The following is a 17,169-nucleotide window of genomic DNA, read 5'->3' on the forward strand; positions in this document are numbered from 1 at the left end:
CAAATAAAACAAAACATACTTAAAGAAAGAATTATTAAGCATTAATCACTAACATTCTATTTCAAGCCCGTCGAATGCAAAATGCACATGTGGAGGAAGTAGTTTTTCCGCATCTTCCTGAAGTCCGATATGGTGACTCATGTGAATCAGCCAGGTTTCCTTCGCTCCGATACGTTTTACAGCCTCCAATGCTTCAGACAGGCTCTGATGGGTATTATGTGGTGCTATGCGCAATGCATTCATCACCAGCACATCTACCCCTTGCAACTGCTCAAACGATTCATCAGGCATGGTCAGCATATCAGTAATATATCCGAACTTACCGATCCGATATCCCAGAATGGGCAGTTTGCCGTGCATTACCCTCAAGGGCAACACTTCGATATGATTAACAAGAAACGGACGATTGGGTTCAATCTCACGCAAAGGAATATTCGGAACTCCCGGATAAGTATGTTCCACAAAGCAATAAGGCATCCGGCTACGCAAACGCTCAGCCGTATACATTTCGGCATAAATAGGCACTTCTCCGAAACGACAGAAAGGGCGTAAGTCGTCCAATCCTCCCACATGGTCGTAATGTTCGTGGGAAATCAATACTGCATCAATCTTACCAAACGGGACATGTAACATCTGTTCCCTGAAATCCGGACCGCAGTCCAGCAATAAAGTAGCATCCCCGGTCTGCACCAACGCCGAGGTACGAAGACGATGATCTTTCGGATCTTTTGAAGTGCAAACCGCACAAGTGCATCCAATCTCGGGCACTCCGGTAGAAGTCCCGCTACCAAGTATTCTTATTTTCATTTCAGATAAAATTCACCTCCGGATGAATATCTATTCCAAATTTCTCTCTAACCGAGGCGCGTACTGCATCCGAAAGTGCTATAACATCCGCTCCTCTGGCTCCTCCGCGATTCACCAGCACCAGCGCTTGCTTATCATGTACCGCTGCCGGTCCCAAAGCTTTACCTTTCCAGCCACACTGATCAATCATCCAACCGGCAGGAATCTTTATCCGGTCGGCATCGATTTCGTAAAAAGGCATATGTGGATACTCTTCTTGCAACGCTTCAAATTTGATGCGGGACACAATCGGATTCATAAAGAAACTTCCCGCATTACCCATCACCCGGGGATCCGGCAATTTCTCCTCACGGATGGCGATAATCACCCGGCGCACGGTCTCCAATGTCACCGTAGGATACTTCTCCAATTCCCGGCGGATAGTACCGTAATCCAACGTATAATATTCCTTCTTACTTAACTTAAAGCTGACATAAGTGACAAAAACACTCTTATTTGCAGGGCGCTTAAAGATACTGTCCCGATAGGAATATCCACACTCTGAAATATCATAAACACGTTCTTTCCCCTCAATGTTCAAGGTTTCCACCCGCACAATCAGATCTTTTACCTCAACCCCATAAGCCCCGATATTCTGCACCGCACTGGCTCCCACTTCTCCGGGAATCAGGGAGAGGTTTTCCGCACCGTACCAATTATGCTTCACGCAATAATCCACAAAGTCGTCCCAGACTACACCTGCACCTACACGAACGACAATATCATCATCCGTTTCGTCCACCACCTCTACTCCTTCGATACGCGAGTGTAAAACAGTACCTTCGTAATCTTTAGTAAACAGCAGGTTACTGCCTCCCCCAATGTGCAAATAAGGAGAAGTCACTTGTCCTGAATCAATCAACCGATGCAATTCATCCACTGAAGCGTACTCCAAAAAACGAGCTGCGGACACATCGATGCCAAAAGTGTTATGTGATAAAAGAGAGTATTTTTGTTCCATAATCATAAAAAGCAATCACTAAATACTTGTATCCTCAAACTTATACAGTTCCCATCCACTGTCTTTGCGCTGGAAATAGAGGATATTGGAGAACCCGTTGCCAATACCTTTCAATGCCAATATCTTGTGTGAAGTATTGTCATCATTCTGCTGTCCGTAATTAATATTCGAAAGCTTATCAGTAGGCAATACCGGCTTAAAGGCAAACCATTGGTTCAAGTCAAGTGTAGTTTCGAGTATTGAGAAATCATCATCCGGATCGGTGGTAACAAACGCAAGCGGCTGCCGGATTCGGTGACTCTGGAAGATACTGTCTGTTGCAAAGTGCCCATAGAATTCGACGAAATCCTCGTTCTCGCTTTTCTCAATCGGACGCAGATTGATTGCTTCAAGCATCCACGCCCCTTTAATTCTTTCAAAATAATATTTCTTCACCATTCGTTTCTTGATGAAAATCCATTCCACCTGAACGGAAGTGAGTGAAGTATCCCCTACCATGTCCATGTCCTCTTCCCGGTCGAAGAGCAAGGTATAATAACTCTGTTTAGTAAACAAGTCATCGTGCTTCCAGTACTTCTTATCAATTTTTGAAGCTCGTTCTCCGTTGTAGTAGGGCAACGGAAACACTACGCGCTGCCTTTGCAGAGCGTCATCAGAAGCAAAGCTATAGATAAAGTCGTCAAACGATTCGTCAGCTTCAATCGGTTTAGGTTCGTCCGAAGCCTTCTCTTTATCAATGGAGTCGGCTTTGTTCACCATAGCCGAATCTACCAGATGTGTAATAGATGCAAAGGGGTCAGCGTCAGTCTTTTTGTTGTTTCCACATGCGGCTAACAACACCAGGACGGCGACTCCCGCCATTATTGTTTTCATTTTAATAATTAGCAATGTGTCGATATTCCCATGTGCCAACCGGTTTTCAAAATCCTTTCATTATTCCGGCGGACACATGGGCCTATATCATCACATTATTTTAATTTAGCTCTTAGTTTTTCAAGCATATCTACTGTCATACTCTCCAAATCGTAAGCCGGTTTCCAGCCCCACTCTTCGCGGGCACAAGAATCATCCATACTGTCAGGCCAGCTGTTGGCGATGCGCTGTTTCAGCGGGTCTACCTTATATTCCATTTCAAAGTCAGGAACATGTTTCTTGATGGCAGCATAAATTGTTTCGGGTGCAAAGCTCATAGAAGCGATGTTGAAAGCATTACGGTGTACCAGTTTCGTCGGATCAGCTTCCATCAGCGAGATAGCTGCGTTCAGCGCATCCGGCATATACATCATATCCATCAGTGTTCCTTCCGGAATCGGACAGATAAACTTCTCTCCTTTTACGGCAGAGTAGTAGATGTCTACTGCGTAGTCAGTCGTACCACCTCCCGGAGGTGTCACATTCGAAATGATTCCCGGGAAACGCACGGCACGTGTATCTACGCCATACTTATTAAAATAATAGTCGCTCAGCAACTCCGTGGTTACCTTGCTGATACCATACATAGTGCGCGGACGCTGAATGGTATCCTGCGGTGTCTGCACGTGAGGTGTGCTTTCGCCAAACGAACCGATCGAACTCGGAGTAAACACGGCGCATTTGTTTTCGCGGGCCACTTCGAGTACATTCCATAATCCGTCGATACCGATTTTCCAAGCCAGTTTGGGCTTCGATTCGGCCACAACAGACAGCAGGGCTGCCAGGTTGTAGATTGTGTCGATATTATACTCCTTCACTACAGAGGCGATCATCTCCTGATCTGTTACATCGACTACCGCCGACGGACCGGATTCTTTCAATTCCCCTTTGGGCTCTGCCCCGTGAATATAACCTGCTACTACATGTGTGTTTCCGTAGCGTTTACGTAGTTCCATCGTGAGCTCCGAACCAATCTGGCCGGTTGCTCCAATTACCAAAATATTTTTCATTATCTTTACTAATAAGGTGTATTAAGCTAAATGGTGCGCAAAGTAAGCACTTTTTTTTCATTTTTATACCAAATATATGTTGTTTATTCCAAGAAAAATTGTGTCCTTTGCAAAAGAAACTAAAACCCCAAACACTATGTACGGTAAAATGAAAGAACACCTCAGCAACACGATTGCTGAAATTAAAGAAGCAGGCCTCTACAAAGAGGAACGCTTAATCGAAAGTGCACAACAAGCTGCTATCACTGTTAAAGGCAAGGAAGTACTGAATTTCTGTGCCAACAACTACCTTGGATTGTCTAACCATCCCCGCCTGATCGAAGGTGCAAAGAAGATGATGGACCGTCGTGGATACGGTATGTCTTCTGTACGTTTCATCTGCGGAACTCAAGATATACATAAGGAGCTGGAAGCCGCAATTTCAGACTATTTCAAAACCGAAGACACTATTTTGTACGCAGCTTGCTTTGATGCCAACGGCGGTGTGTTCGAACCGTTGTTCACCGACGAAGATGCCATCATCTCCGACTCACTGAACCACGCTTCTATCATCGACGGAGTACGTCTTTGCAAGGCAAAACGCTATCGTTATGCCAATGCAGACATGGCCGACCTGGAACGTTGCCTGCAGGAAGCACAAGCCCAGCGTTTCCGCATTATCGTTACCGACGGCGTATTCTCAATGGACGGTAATGTAGCTCCAATGGACAAAATCTGTGATCTGGCCGAGAAGTACGATGCCCTGGTGATGGTAGACGAATCTCACTCTGCCGGTGTAGTTGGTGCAACCGGTCATGGAGTAAGCGAACAGTACAACACTTACGGACGTGTAGATATCTACACCGGAACTCTGGGTAAAGCCTTTGGTGGTGCTTTGGGCGGATTCACAACCGGCCGCAAAGAGATCATCGACCTGCTTCGCCAGCGCAGCCGTCCGTACCTGTTCTCAAACTCACTTGCTCCAGGTATTATCGGTGCCAGCCTCGAAGTATTCAAGATGCTGAAAGAAAGCAACGAAATCCATGACAAACTGGTAGAAAACGTAAACTACTTCCGCGACAAGATGACTGCAGCCGGATTTGACATCAAACCGACTCAGAGTGCTATCTGTGCCGTGATGCTGTACGATGCCAAACTGTCACAAATTTATGCAGCCCGCATGCAGGAAGAAGGTATTTATGTAACAGGTTTCTACTATCCGGTAGTTCCGAAAGACCAGGCACGTATTCGTGTACAGATTTCAGCCGGTCACGAGAAAGAACACCTCGATAAATGTATCGCTGCATTCATCAAAGTAGGTAAAGAATTAGGTGTATTGAAGTAAACCTTTATTTCTCTTCCATTGTTATTGTATATAAAAGTATGATAACAATGGAAGAACTTACACTCACGACACCCGCGCTGCTATTTTCAGCCGTTTCACTTATTCTTTTGGCATACACCAACCGTTTTCTCTCGTATGCCCAATTGGTACGCATTCTTCGCGACCGTTATATGGAAGATCCCTCTGATATCAATGTAGCTCAAATTGAGAATCTGCGCAAACGCCTCAACCTGACCCGCATGATGCAGGTGTTCGGCATTGCCAGCCTATTCTTCTGCGTAGTTACCATGTTTCTTATCTACATCGGGTTGTTCCTGCTTTCCATCTATATTTTCGGATTTGCACTGCTTCTGTTAATCGCCTCTTTAGGCGTTTCTCTCCGTGAGATACAGATATCGACTCGTGCCTTGGACATCTACTTGAGCACAATGGAAGGAAAACTAAAACATTAAAAATTACTTTTCCACACCACGCCCATAGGAGCCACATAAATAAAGTTCCGCTCCTCCCCACCGGAAGCAAGCGGAACTTTCACAAACAAAACAACAGATCGTTTATAACTTTATCAATCCATACCGGTCAGTCAGCCCGCTCCTGAATGCAACGCAGGGGAATCGCTTCACGTTCATGTCCACCATACACAATACTACCTTTGTCTGTCGGAGTCACCCTAACCTGAAAATATTTCACAGTACTACCCCCACTGCCACTTAACGTATTCCCACACCAGATAAGCGCACTCTCTCCAATATATTGAAACTCTTGGTTCAGAAAATAGTATCCCGTAAACCGTATATAGGTACTCTGCCGCCCATCCGTATCATAAGTCAGTATCATCCCTCCATCTGCCTTTAAGCTTGCCGGGTTCTTCACATTTGCAAGAAAATCCCCTTTACCGGCCGATTGGCTTACATTCTTAAATAACGAAAGGTAGTTTTCAATCTGCGCCACACGCCATCCGGCAGGACACGGATCATGAACCGTCTTCGGAGCATTCCAGATATTTTTGTAGGTAGAATTATTCTCGAAATTATCAATCCAACTCAGGACATTTGTCTTTTTATATATGTTCAACGGATTCTGGTAAGCCGTCCGGTAAGTCGCCTGAGCATTTACAGCCGGATCAAAAGGCAGAAAAGTGACTCCATCCGGCTTATATAAGCTTAATATTCCCACAATCGGTTTTGCAATCGGAGAAGGAAGATCCACTTTCGTGATCGGCTTATTCGAATAACTGCTCGGATACGGATCTTTCCTTCCCCATTGATAATGGAATCCATGTGTCTTAAACTTCTCCACATCCGACGGCGGCACGCCGGCATATCCGGCCATAGCCCCCAGATTACGATCCATCATCGGTAACTGGTTTCCATGATTGCCATACGTAAATTTCAGTTTTCTTTTAGTCAATGGCTCTTGCACATCCGCATCACCTGTCGCGTCCGGGCGGTAGTCCGTCACCCACACATGCCAGCTCCAGAGTATCTTACCATCCGCACCATAAGCGGCAATCACCCCGCTACCACCGGTAGTGCCCGGAGCCACACGGCAATAAACACGGGCTTCCCCTTTATTCTTCACCGGATATAACGTCGGATCGGTTCCATCTGTCCGTTTCAAATCCACGATGTTCGTATGGTCATCCTCCGAAGTTACGATTCCCATTACCGGCTCACCGATGTCTCCATCCTCTTTGGTCTGCCAGAGCAGTTTCATCGAAGTGATTCCTCCGGAAGCCTCACACCAACCTTTCAATACATCGTTCGTTTTATCCGGATCTCCATTCTGTTGGTATGCCAGCGGATCAAAGCAGAAGCCACCTCCGGCGGATACCATAAAGCAATTGGCCGTAGGCACAAAGTTTTCATTATTTTCCGAAGCGGGTACAGGGTTGATATAGGTCACCCGTTTATCACTTGTCGGGATACCGCTATGTGCAAAGTTCACCGTATAATCATAATTTGCATTACTCTTAATGTCGAAATTCGTCGACTGCCTCCCGCCGATATAAACACGATAGTCCAGTTTAACTTTTGCATCCTGATCGCTCACCGCGACAAAGTTAAAGAAAGAACTTCCTTTAGGAGCATTCTCTTTTGTCCGTTGGGTTTCAGAGTTCGCTGCCGGTTTCTCTCCGCGCATATTGGCCGGTACCCAGCAAGAGTAACTTCCGCTTTGTGCCACATTTTTTATCTGCAAAGTAGTAAACTGATCTAGGATAGAAGGATAATTTCCCTCACTATCGGGGGTAGGGATAACCGCATAGTTCAACGGGACACTTTGGAGCAACAGTTGTTTCAAAGTATATCCGCTCACAGCATATGTCCACTCCACGGTGAGCCGGGCAGCCAGACGCTTCAGCAGCAAACGGGTATCATAGCTCCTCTCCGGACTCTGAATCACATACTTATCATCTACTTGCGCCACATTCACATGCTCCAGATGAAGTACATAAGGCATCTTCTTCATATCTTCACTATTCGAAGGATCAATCGCATTGATCACTGACGCATCTACCTCCATCGCCTGCACATCCGATAAAGATTTGTTATTACTCAGCGTAGCTATGGCATTTCCATTACCCCGCGCCACTAACAGCAATTGACAGCCATTCTTAGGAGTTAATGTCACGTTAAAACTCTGACCGATCTTTACATCACCGTATGCTCCTCCATTCAAACGGGCTTTTGTTTGCCCATCATACTGGTAGATTTCCAGATTATATAACTGGTCGGGTACGTCTGTCGAAGCACGAGTCACCGCCTTTGATGGCCGTTTCACATCAAAAGCAGCTTTGCTGCTTTCAACGGCGAGCCGTTGAGGCGAGCCGTTGAGGCGAGCCGTTGAGGCGAGCCGTTGAGGCTTCATCATCACTTGAATCTTCGGCAAAGCCGAAGACCATCGATACCGTCACCTCTTCACCATCCGCCGGAGGAACCACGGGCTCTTCCGTCCGGTCCTCACATCCGCTCAATCCGCCGTTCAGTACCATTGTCCCAACAGCATCCACCATTTGTTTTTCAGTCTCTGTTTCATATCATTATTTTTAAATTACTGTCTAATCCCGAAACCCCGGAAAACAGTCCGTCCCGCCTTGTGCATCTCCAGATACACAAAGCGGGACGGAAAACTATATTGTCCTGTCAGCCCTGCCTACTTAACTATCAGCCATTCCCCTAAATTACGCTGTTCCGCATCGAACGAAACGCCAACCTTTACCAGTTTCCTGCCATCAGCCCCGTAAGGGAACGAATACCCTTTTTCCTCAATCTGCTGTAAAGCCGCCTCGGCACTGCCGTCCAGTTTGAATTCAAAAACATATGTATAATCAGCTGTTTTCACCACAGCATCCGCACGCCCCCGGGCAGAACGAACCTCTGCCTCCGTAAATTGTCCCATCAGCTTGAATACAAGATAAAATACCACCTGATAATGACGTTCCGTCTTTGTATTCAACTCATAAGGGAAATCAGCAAAAAAGCAACGCAGACGTTCAAGAAAAGCCTCCACATCACCACTTGTCAGCTCCCGGACAAACTTACCTATATAAAAAGCAGTATCCGTAGAAGCCACCGGAGTATAAAAAGGAGCCACAAAGTTAAGGAAGCCATACTTCACCTCTTCGTTGGGGAAGCCAAGCGTATACAGCCCGAATTGCGGATCATACTTCTTGATGGTAAGATAACCACTCTGATAAATCATCGGAACCGGATTATGTATATCGGCACAGTCGTCACTCAATGAAGCCGAGCTCACTTCAATACCATCCAGGTCACGCAGGTCAAAGTCCGTCTTACGCAACATTTCAGCCAGAAACGTAGGAGTACCACTCGCAAACCAAGCGTTCTCAAACAGACCGGTCGAAAAAGTATTCAGTACACTGAAAGGATTGAACATACCTTCCCAGTTACGATAATTAAAATGATAACCGTCATATTGCCGCCCAAGCTTATCCATTGTCTCTTCATACGTCAATCCGTTGCCTCGGGCAAGAGATTGAAGTTCCGGAGCAAAAACGGCTTCTATTTCCGCACGGGTCATACCACACAAAGTAGTATATGCCGGATGCAGACTGATGTCCTGCAATTGGTTCAGATTACTGAAAATACCCATTTGAGCAAACTTGGTCACTCCCGTGATAAAGACCAACTGCAAATAAGCATCGGCACTCTTTAGCACAGTGTAGAAAGCTGTCAACGTCTCACGAAAGTCACGTTGCAATTCCGGATTATCAAACGAGCGAAGCATCGGCTTGTCATATTCGTCTACCAGCACCACTACACGCCTGCCTGTCTGTTCATAGGCACGGCGGATGACGGTCATAAAACGAATCGAGTAACTTCGGTTAATCTCTGTTACCCCGTATTCCGCCTCCCACGCTTCAAGCTGGCTTTCGAGCAGATTGGCCAAGCGCTCGTTACTGTCATATTTCTCTGCATTGAGATCCAGGTGCAACACCGGATACACAAGCCAATCCTGCTCCAACCGCTCAATGGCAAGCCCCTTGAACAAGTCTTTCTTTCCCAAAAAGTAAGCTTCCAGCGTAGAGAGCAACAAGCTCTTGCCAAACCTCCGGGGACGGCTCAGGAAACAGGGGATCCCCGCCTTCGCCAGCCGGTAAACCAGTTCTGTTTTATCTACATAGAGATACCCTCCGGTACGAAGCTTCTCAAAGCTCTGTATCCCAATCGGAAGTTTACGGGACATCGTATTACATATATCCATATCGCCTCTGTTTTTTATATCATTGCTACTACACACAAAGATACTAATTGTTTTCCGTTATTCCAGTATGTCAAAGAGCAAAATTGATTCTTCTGTCAGTCCCTTTCCTGTATGCAGCGCAAAGGAAGCATCGCACTCAAAGTCCCTCCATTATTAATTCCATTGATACCTCTCCGTTGACTAGAGGATGTAGAAACCAACTGTAAATGCCTCGCCTGATAAGTATTACCAATTTTAGCACAATTACAGCACCACATAAAATCGAAATAACCTATTTGAATAAACTCTCCGTCACCATAATATCCACACAATCGGAAATAAGTGACCTTCGACTGATCTGTCTTATCATATCGCAATACAAAACCTTTATCGTCCCCTTGCATATTATAATTACTCATATTCATATTATTAGTCGAATAGCTCGGCAACGTCCCGCTATAATCCTTATCACTGAACAAAGAGTAATACTCCTCCGCCTTCGCTACCCGCCATCCGGCCGGACACGGATCATGCACAGTTTTAACGGTAGCAGACCAGGCACCGGATATCGAATTGGTGACCTCACTCGTGAACCAATACTGGCTTGTCGTCGGTTTATAGGCAGTCAAAGGATTCTGATATGCCGTCCGATAACTGGCTTGTCCGTTGTATGACGGATTAAATGGTAAAAACGTCACCCCGTCTGGCTGATATAAACTCATGATACCCACTATCGGTTCCGTTATTTTTTGCGGTAATTTTACAGTTATAATCGGTCTGTTAGAATAACTGCTCGGGTACGGGTCCTTTCTTCCCCACTGATATTGAAATCCATGCGCTTTAAACCTCTCTACATCCAAAATGGGAGCCTTTACATACCCTGCCATAGCTCCCAAATCCCGGTCCATCATCGGACGCTGCTCTGGATGGTTGCCATACGTAAACTTCAGTTTTCTTTTAGTCGACGGTTTCTGCACATCCACATTACCCGTAGCGTCCGGATGATAGTCCGTCACCCATACATGCCAGCTCCAAAGTATTTTACCATTATTATCATAAGCTGCAATCACACCGCTGCCGCCCGTTGTGCCCGGAGCCACACGGCAATAAACACGAGCTTCCCCTTTACCCTTCACCGGATACGACACCGGATTGGTTCCATCTGTCCGTTTCAAATCCACGATGTTCGTATGGTCATTCTCCGAAGTTACGATACCCATCACCGGCTCACCGATGTCTCCATCCTCTTTGGTCTGCCAGAGAAGCTTCACCCTAACGATGCCCCCCCCTTGGCACCAGTCCTTCAAGGTTTCATTCGTTGTCTCTGCTCCGTCACTCTGATAGGCCAGCGGGTCAAAGCAGAAACCCGTACCAGGGGCCACCATAAAGCAATTGGCCGTCGGCACAAAGTTTTCATTATTCTCCGAAGCGGGTACAGGATCGATGTAGGTCACCCGTTTGTCATTCGTCGGGATATCGGTATGACCAAAGTTCACCACATAGCTGTACTCCGTATTATTGTTCAGGCTGAAATCCGAGGATGTTTTCCCGCCGATGTACACACGATAGTCCAGTTTCTTTTTGGGATCCGTTGCATTCACGGCTACAAAGTTCAGAAAAGAGCTTCCCTTCGGCGCGTTCGCTTTCGTGCGCTGCAAATCGGAGTTTGCAGCAGGAGATTCGCCACGTACATTGGCCGGGATCCAGCAAGAATAAGAACTGCCTTTACTCATATCGATCTCTACTGTATGAAACTGATCCAGAATAGAAGGATAATTTCCCTCACTATCGGGGGTAGGGATAACCGCATAGTTTAACGGGACGCTCTGCAACAGGAGTTGTTTCAGTTCATATCCGCTCACGTTGTAGTTCCAGCTCACCGTCAGCCGTGCAGCCAGGCGTTTCAGCAACAGGCGGGTATCATAACTGCCCTCCGGACTCTGAATGACAGCCTTACCGTCGGTGCCCGTCACCACGTTTACGTGTTCCAGATGGAGCACATAAGGCATAGCGTTGATAGCGTTTGCCGTCGAAAGATCGATTTTATTGATTACTGAAGACTTAACGTCCATACTCTTTACATTATCCAAATTCTTATTAATTAAACTTCCTACCGCACCCCCATTTCCACGTGCCACCACCAGCAATTGGCAGTCATTCATCACATTCAGCGTCACATCCAGATGGGTGCCGAGGGTTATATCACCATAGTTTTTACCAGTCTTATAGGTCCCGCTTGCATCGTATTGGAGTATCTCCAGGTTATACAGCTTATCGGGAACGTCCATGACACTACGAGTAACCGCGTTCACTGCCTGCGTTACATCAAAAGCAGCTTTGCTGCTTTCAACGGCGAGCCGTTGAGGCGAGCCGTTGAGGCGAGCCGTTGAGGCGAGCCGTTGAGGCGAGCCGTTGAGGCGAGCCGTTGAGGCGAGCCGTTGAGGCGAGCCGTTGAGGCGAGCCGTTGAGGATCATTATCACTTGAATCTTCGGCAAAGCCGAAGACCATCGATACCGTCACCTCTTCACTATCCGCCGGAGGAACCACCGCCTCTTCCGTCCGGTCCTCACATCCACTCAACCCTCCCAGAAGGATCACTCCTCCCAAGAGCATTAACCATTTATTCTTCCAAGTCTGTTTCATATCATTATTATTCTTGTACACATCGAAACGGATAAGGTTCACCGATAAGTCCCCAAGCATTATCCGGGGCACTCAAACTTGTTTCCGATATTTTTGTATAATATATCCGGTAGTTATTGCCAGTCTTTGCTATCGTATTCGTTCCTTCGTATCCGGCGGCACTTCCATTAAATATCAAATTTCCATTGGCAAAAGACCGGTATGCCGTGACCGGGAACCAGGCTGTATTATCTTCCGTACGGGGAGAGGGCACACCACTTCCACCGGATACATTATACAGACGTCCACCCCGCTCGTGTACACTACCATTTTGCACAAATGCTCCATTCGCATTAAACCAATACCCCTGCCCCGTGTTCCAGCCCTTGTACACTGTTTGATAGGGAGTCTTCCATCCTGCCGGACAAGGGTCATAAAGAGTTTTAGAGTTATTATACAAATACTGATACTCCGCGGTAGTTTCATTCAAACTATACCAAGAGCACTTGCCATTGTCCTGATCGCTGCTCGAACCTGTTATAATATGATCAGGATGCTCAATCACATATTGCAGCGTATTGCCATTTACTAATGTAATATTGGAATAAGCGACCTTTCCCAGTTTTACCCCTCGTCCTTCTCCATCATAAATAACGTTGAGTTCATTCGCTGTTCCGTCTATCGACCCCAAGAACGGGTCCTTGCGCCCCCAATAGTACAGATAGCCTATCCGCTTTGCAAATTCCAGCAATGAAGCATTCTCACCGGGAAATCCTCCGGCAGTCGCGCACAGGTTCCGGTCCATAATCACTTTCCCAACATGCGTTCCCCCACCTTTGAAAGCATCAGTAGCATACTGATGTACACTCCCGTTCTGAGTCAACTGCTGTGCCTGGGCATAAGTGACAGAGGAAGTAATCCCCTGCGGCACATAATCGGTTATCCAAAGGTGCCAGCTCCATACAATCGTACTGCCGGAATAGGCAGCAATCAAGGCATTCCCCCCTTTGCTCACCGGCACTTTAACGTGGATACGGGCTTTTTGCAGATCACCTCCGTCGGTGATACGCGCCAGATTTGAATGATCGTCTCTACTGATGGCATACCCCACCACCAAATCGCCCGACGTAGCATCATCCTTGGTTTGCCAGATCAACTTAACATCCGTTATTTTTTTGTTATCGGCCAGCGTCGCACCATCCGTCAGATGTGTATTCCAACCACTCAACGGAACATTATAACCATTCATCCCCGCTTCGTGCTTATACGGATTAAAACAGATATTCGTACCGGGCTTCATCATGAAGCAGTTGGAGGTCTCCACCAGGTTGGTGCTTAGCACCGGACTCTGATCTAACAGTTGGATGCGTCTGTCGGCCTGATAATTAGTCGATGTGATATGCACATCCCAGTTATAATCCTTATTCTCGTAAAGGTTGAAGTCCGTCGACTCCCGTCCGCCCAAATAAGCACGGTAGTAGAGGCGCTCCTTCTTCTCTACGTTGTCCACCACTAACTCCATGTACGAAGCGGCGGTAGGCGCATTCTCTTTCGTACGATAATAGGCAGAGGTAGCCTTGGCCGAAGTGCCCCGCACATTGGCGGGTATCCATACGGTTTTCTCTCCCCCCGCCAGATCAGCGGCATTCGTCAGGCGATAATAATCGACATACTCCACCATTTCGTCCGGATAGGTTTTCCCCCACTTCGTGTCTGTCTTCGCAGGAAGCAGACGGAAGGCAGCCGGCACCTGGCAGAGTTTTACCTCTTTCAGCACATACCCCTTTTGGGTGAGGTTTTTATCATCCACCGTCCAGGTCACTTTCAGCCTGGCAGCCAGCCGTTTGAGCAGCAAGCGGGTATCATAGTTGCCATCCGGACTCTGAAGTTTGCCGTCGGCCGTCACGTTGACGTGAGGCAGATGAAGTATATAGGGCATTTTGTTGATATCGGCTTGCGTAAGTCCGCCGGCCGGAATGGTATGTTTGAAGAGTGTAGTATCCATCATCTGTTTCTGCACATTGGCAAGGTTACCGCTAATGGCAGGTGTCGTATTCCCTTGCCCGCGGACTATCACCACCAACTGGCAATCCGTGGCTTGCTGCAAGGTGAGGGAAGTGGGAGCGGTAGAGAAATTCGCTCCGATTGGGACCGTCTCCTTATATTGTACGCTTCCCATCAGATTACCGCTCTGGTTATACTGCATCAGGTGGAACTGGTAAAGCGCGTCCGGACGGGTGACTTCCCCGGTCCGGGTCTTCGCCGCAGGCAGCAGGCGTGCGCTGAACGCTCCGCCCTCTCCATCCTCTCCGGCACGCGTATCGGCGGGCACCGAAAGCGCGTATCCATCCTCCTCGTCGGCAAAACCGAAAGAAAGAGATACTTCTACCGGATTTCCTTCACCGGCTGCCGGAACAGACTCACTGAACCGCTCCTCACAAGACGTCAACCCCATCAACAGGGCCGTTACCGTGAGCATACATCCTAACCTATTCATACAACTGCTGTATTTCATCTTACCTCCTTCGTATTATCTAAAATTCACTTCATTCGGGATGATTTCCACTTCATCGAACATGATCACGTTACCATCCGTGATGGTCACCCTTACGTCCGCACTATTGGCTCCGCTGATGTTGACGGTCAAATCATAAAGATAGCCCCGCTGGATATTATAGTCATTCATTAAGTTACCTCCCAAATAAATACGGTATTTCATGCCGATTGCATCCGTCGCACCAGGATAAGTATAAGTTCCCTCCAAATCCAGATACGTGCATCCCGTCAACGCTCCACCGTCTCCCGGTCCTTTTCCTGTCAGGTTCTTTTCAGCGAAACTCCCCCCTGTACCTGTACCCCGAAGATTCTCAGCCATGTGGAAACTGCGGGTTGTGTTCACCGGAAAAACACTTGTGCCATCCGTAGATTTAATTTCCACAACTGAACCGCTAACCGACGACAGATCGGGATACCGAGCTGTCAATGCTCCACCCCCACGTGCATAAAGCGCACTCTTCTCAGGCAAGTTATATACTTTTAAAGCAGTGATTGCCGCCTTTGCACCATAGTTTGCTCCCTCCGTTGAAGTTATATCGGACGAAAGCCTCCATGTCACGTTTACCTTGGCGAATGCACGAAGCAACGGAGCTACCACCACCAGTTTACCCTCGGCACTGGCCGATGTCAACGGGCCGGAAGACAGCAAAGTAGGATTGCTACTCTGAAAATCAACAGTGACCGCTTTCAGTTTCGATTCTTTTTCAATTCCGCTGCCACCTGCAACCGTCTGTTCCGTAAACAAGTCGGAACCAGCATTGGCTATCACGTAAAACCGGCTTGCCGCTGTCGAGAAGTCCGAAGTAGCAACTTCAATGGTCATGTTCTCTTTCGGAATGCTCAGCTTTGAATTATCAAAATACTGGGCTTTCAGAAATGTTCCATCCACCAGCTGTGTTCCGCCGTCACCAGTCGTACTGTATTGCACTACCCATACATTATCAATCATCACCTCGTTCAGCGTTCCTCCTCCCCGTGTGTTCACCTCCAACACTCCCGGCAAACTCAACCGGAAGACCATGTTTCGCGATCCGGCGGAAGTCTCTTCCTCAGTGCAGCCTCCCATCGACGACAATAGAACCAATGCCATTGCCACTTGTCCCCAGAGATTCCTGAATCCTATTTTTACTCCATCCATATTGCTATTATAACTTTGTCTGTTTCTTCAAAACGATGATCCGGAAAAGCGTATCTATCCCTTTCCCAAATCATCGGTATTCAGCGTAATTGTATTATATTCTTTCACGGCCAGCGTCAGATCGGTTGGTTTCAGAATACCATAAAACGTCAACGTAAAGTCGAACTGATAAGTCATTCCCGGCAACAACACTTTCTGTATCTCGGCAGGGAACGAACTGACATAAGGGGTATCCGCATAATAATCCACTGTCAGATCTACATCGAACTTTATCAACGTCGAACCATCAACGGGAAGCAATACCTCTTTGCTGCTCTCACGCCATGCAGTCGGATTTCCACCAGCCGGTTCCTGAAACGATTCAAAAGCGAATGAAGATTCATAACCGGAAGCTGTCCCCCATGCCGGTTGTCCCAGCGTATAAGCCAGCGAAGGCGGCAGTCCTGTTATAGTCACCCTATTGGCTTTCAATTTTTCAACACGCACCGGTGAGCCGTCTTTGGCTCTTACCCTCACCTGCACCTGTGCCCCCATTCTCTTAAACGGATTGGGCAGCGTCACGCTCATGTGGCTCTCTCCCATCTGGTTGGGTTGTACCACGATCCCTTTCAGCGTAGTATACATAAAGTCTTTGCCGTTCCCGACCGGAATCGTACCGTCCGTCTTTAGTTCCGGTACTTCGGTCGAGGAGTTATACGACACCAGATAAAGATCGTACGTCCCGCGATATAAATAGAGTTCACCCGTGGCCACTCCATTCTTCACCGTATAGGTCTTACCGTCCAGCGGTTGGGTCTTTGTTGTGGAAGCATTGGCCGGAAAAGCGTAAACCTGGAATGTCTTTCCGTCCGCCATATCCGCCGGATCACCGTCCACACGCGTCGACGCCTCTCCTGCCACCAAGCGGCAGAGCCGGAAACTGAGTGCCACCGGCTCTCCTTCATCTCCGCCGGAACCGGACGCCCCGGGCATATCATCCCCCGAACACCCTGCCAGCCCAAGACTCCCCAAGCAGCAAAGGCCACAACCTATCCAATATTTCAGTCTCTTATTCATCATCGTTCTATTTTTGTCACCACAGATTACACAGACTTC

At 47.5% G+C, this 17,169-nt stretch carries 14 protein-coding genes; 2 read left to right on the forward strand and 12 right to left on the reverse strand.

The genetic code is table 11. The annotated features are described in order from the left end of the window. Nucleotides 1-48: 48 nt before the first annotated feature. The 4 genes from FDF36_RS04610 to FDF36_RS04625 form a co-directional block, all read right to left on the reverse strand. Entirely contained in the window at nt 49-807 is a 759-nt protein-coding gene (locus FDF36_RS04610; RefSeq protein WP_220390517.1) for an MBL fold metallo-hydrolase, read from the reverse strand. Nucleotide 808: 1 nt separating this feature from the next. After that, nucleotides 809-1,807, reverse strand: a complete 999-nt coding sequence (gene murB / locus FDF36_RS04615) for a UDP-N-acetylmuramate dehydrogenase (protein ID WP_032535833.1) — start codon at nt 1,805-1,807, stop codon at nt 809-811. Between the two features lie 18 nt (nt 1,808-1,825). Continuing rightward, nucleotides 1,826-2,680, reverse strand: coding sequence for a DUF4348 domain-containing protein (locus FDF36_RS04620; RefSeq protein ID WP_220390518.1), 855 nt, complete (start codon nt 2,678-2,680; stop codon nt 1,826-1,828). Between the two features lie 95 nt (nt 2,681-2,775). Next, a complete protein-coding gene (locus FDF36_RS04625; RefSeq protein WP_005780013.1) occupies nt 2,776-3,729 on the reverse strand; it encodes an NAD-dependent epimerase/dehydratase family protein in 954 nt (317 codons plus the stop codon). 136 nt (nt 3,730-3,865) lie between these two features. Here FDF36_RS04625 and kbl point away from each other — a divergent pair, with 136 nt between their 5' ends. Both kbl and FDF36_RS04635 read left to right on the forward strand, forming a co-directional pair. Beyond that, complete coding sequence (kbl, locus tag FDF36_RS04630) at nt 3,866-5,053, forward strand: glycine C-acetyltransferase (protein WP_032530449.1); 1,188 nt, start codon at nt 3,866-3,868, stop codon at nt 5,051-5,053. Nucleotides 5,054-5,100: 47 nt separating this feature from the next. After that, nucleotides 5,101-5,505: a DUF2721 domain-containing protein gene (locus FDF36_RS04635; protein WP_165015911.1), complete on the forward strand. Its 405-nt coding sequence runs from the start codon at nt 5,101-5,103 to the stop codon at nt 5,503-5,505. 127 nt (nt 5,506-5,632) lie between these two features. Here FDF36_RS04635 and FDF36_RS04640 read toward each other — a convergent pair whose 3' ends face one another. The 8 genes from FDF36_RS04640 to FDF36_RS04670 form a co-directional block, all read right to left on the reverse strand. Beyond that, nucleotides 5,633-7,924, reverse strand: a complete 2,292-nt coding sequence (locus FDF36_RS04640; protein ID WP_259281360.1) for a fibrobacter succinogenes major paralogous domain-containing protein — start codon at nt 7,922-7,924, stop codon at nt 5,633-5,635. Beyond that, nucleotides 7,857-8,066, reverse strand: coding sequence for a hypothetical protein (locus FDF36_RS21130; RefSeq protein ID WP_259281361.1), 210 nt, complete (start codon nt 8,064-8,066; stop codon nt 7,857-7,859). The genes FDF36_RS04640 and FDF36_RS21130 overlap by 68 nt, the downstream gene beginning before the upstream one ends. Nucleotides 8,067-8,206: 140 nt before the next feature. Next, entirely contained in the window at nt 8,207-9,778 is a 1,572-nt protein-coding gene (locus tag FDF36_RS04645) for an ATP-binding protein (protein ID WP_217738159.1), read from the reverse strand. A gap of 95 nt (nt 9,779-9,873) precedes the next feature. Beyond that, on the reverse strand, nt 9,874-12,069 hold the full coding sequence (locus tag FDF36_RS04650) for a DUF4906 domain-containing protein (RefSeq protein WP_220390519.1): 2,196 nt from the start codon (nt 12,067-12,069) through the stop codon (nt 9,874-9,876). An 8-nt stretch (nt 12,070-12,077) separates the two neighbouring features. Next, the gene (locus FDF36_RS04655) at nt 12,078-12,401 is read right to left on the reverse strand and encodes a hypothetical protein (RefSeq protein WP_050550281.1); all 324 of its coding nucleotides are present in this window, start codon (nt 12,399-12,401) and stop codon (nt 12,078-12,080) included. A 7-nt stretch (nt 12,402-12,408) separates the two neighbouring features. After that, nucleotides 12,409-14,877 (reverse strand): DUF4906 domain-containing protein, encoded by a 2,469-nt coding sequence (locus FDF36_RS04660; protein WP_259281362.1) that lies wholly within the window; start codon nt 14,875-14,877, stop codon nt 12,409-12,411. A gap of 33 nt (nt 14,878-14,910) precedes the next feature. Then, nucleotides 14,911-16,074, reverse strand: a complete 1,164-nt coding sequence (locus FDF36_RS04665; protein ID WP_005806977.1) for a DUF4906 domain-containing protein — start codon at nt 16,072-16,074, stop codon at nt 14,911-14,913. Nucleotides 16,075-16,128: 54 nt separating this feature from the next. Continuing rightward, nucleotides 16,129-17,130 (reverse strand): fimbrillin family protein, encoded by a 1,002-nt coding sequence (locus tag FDF36_RS04670; protein WP_220390872.1) that lies wholly within the window; start codon nt 17,128-17,130, stop codon nt 16,129-16,131. Between the last annotated feature and the right edge of the window lie 39 nt (nt 17,131-17,169).

Origin of the sequence: Bacteroides fragilis (assembly GCF_019583405.1) — a bacterium.
Lineage (GTDB): Bacteria > Bacteroidota > Bacteroidia > Bacteroidales > Bacteroidaceae > Bacteroides > Bacteroides fragilis_B.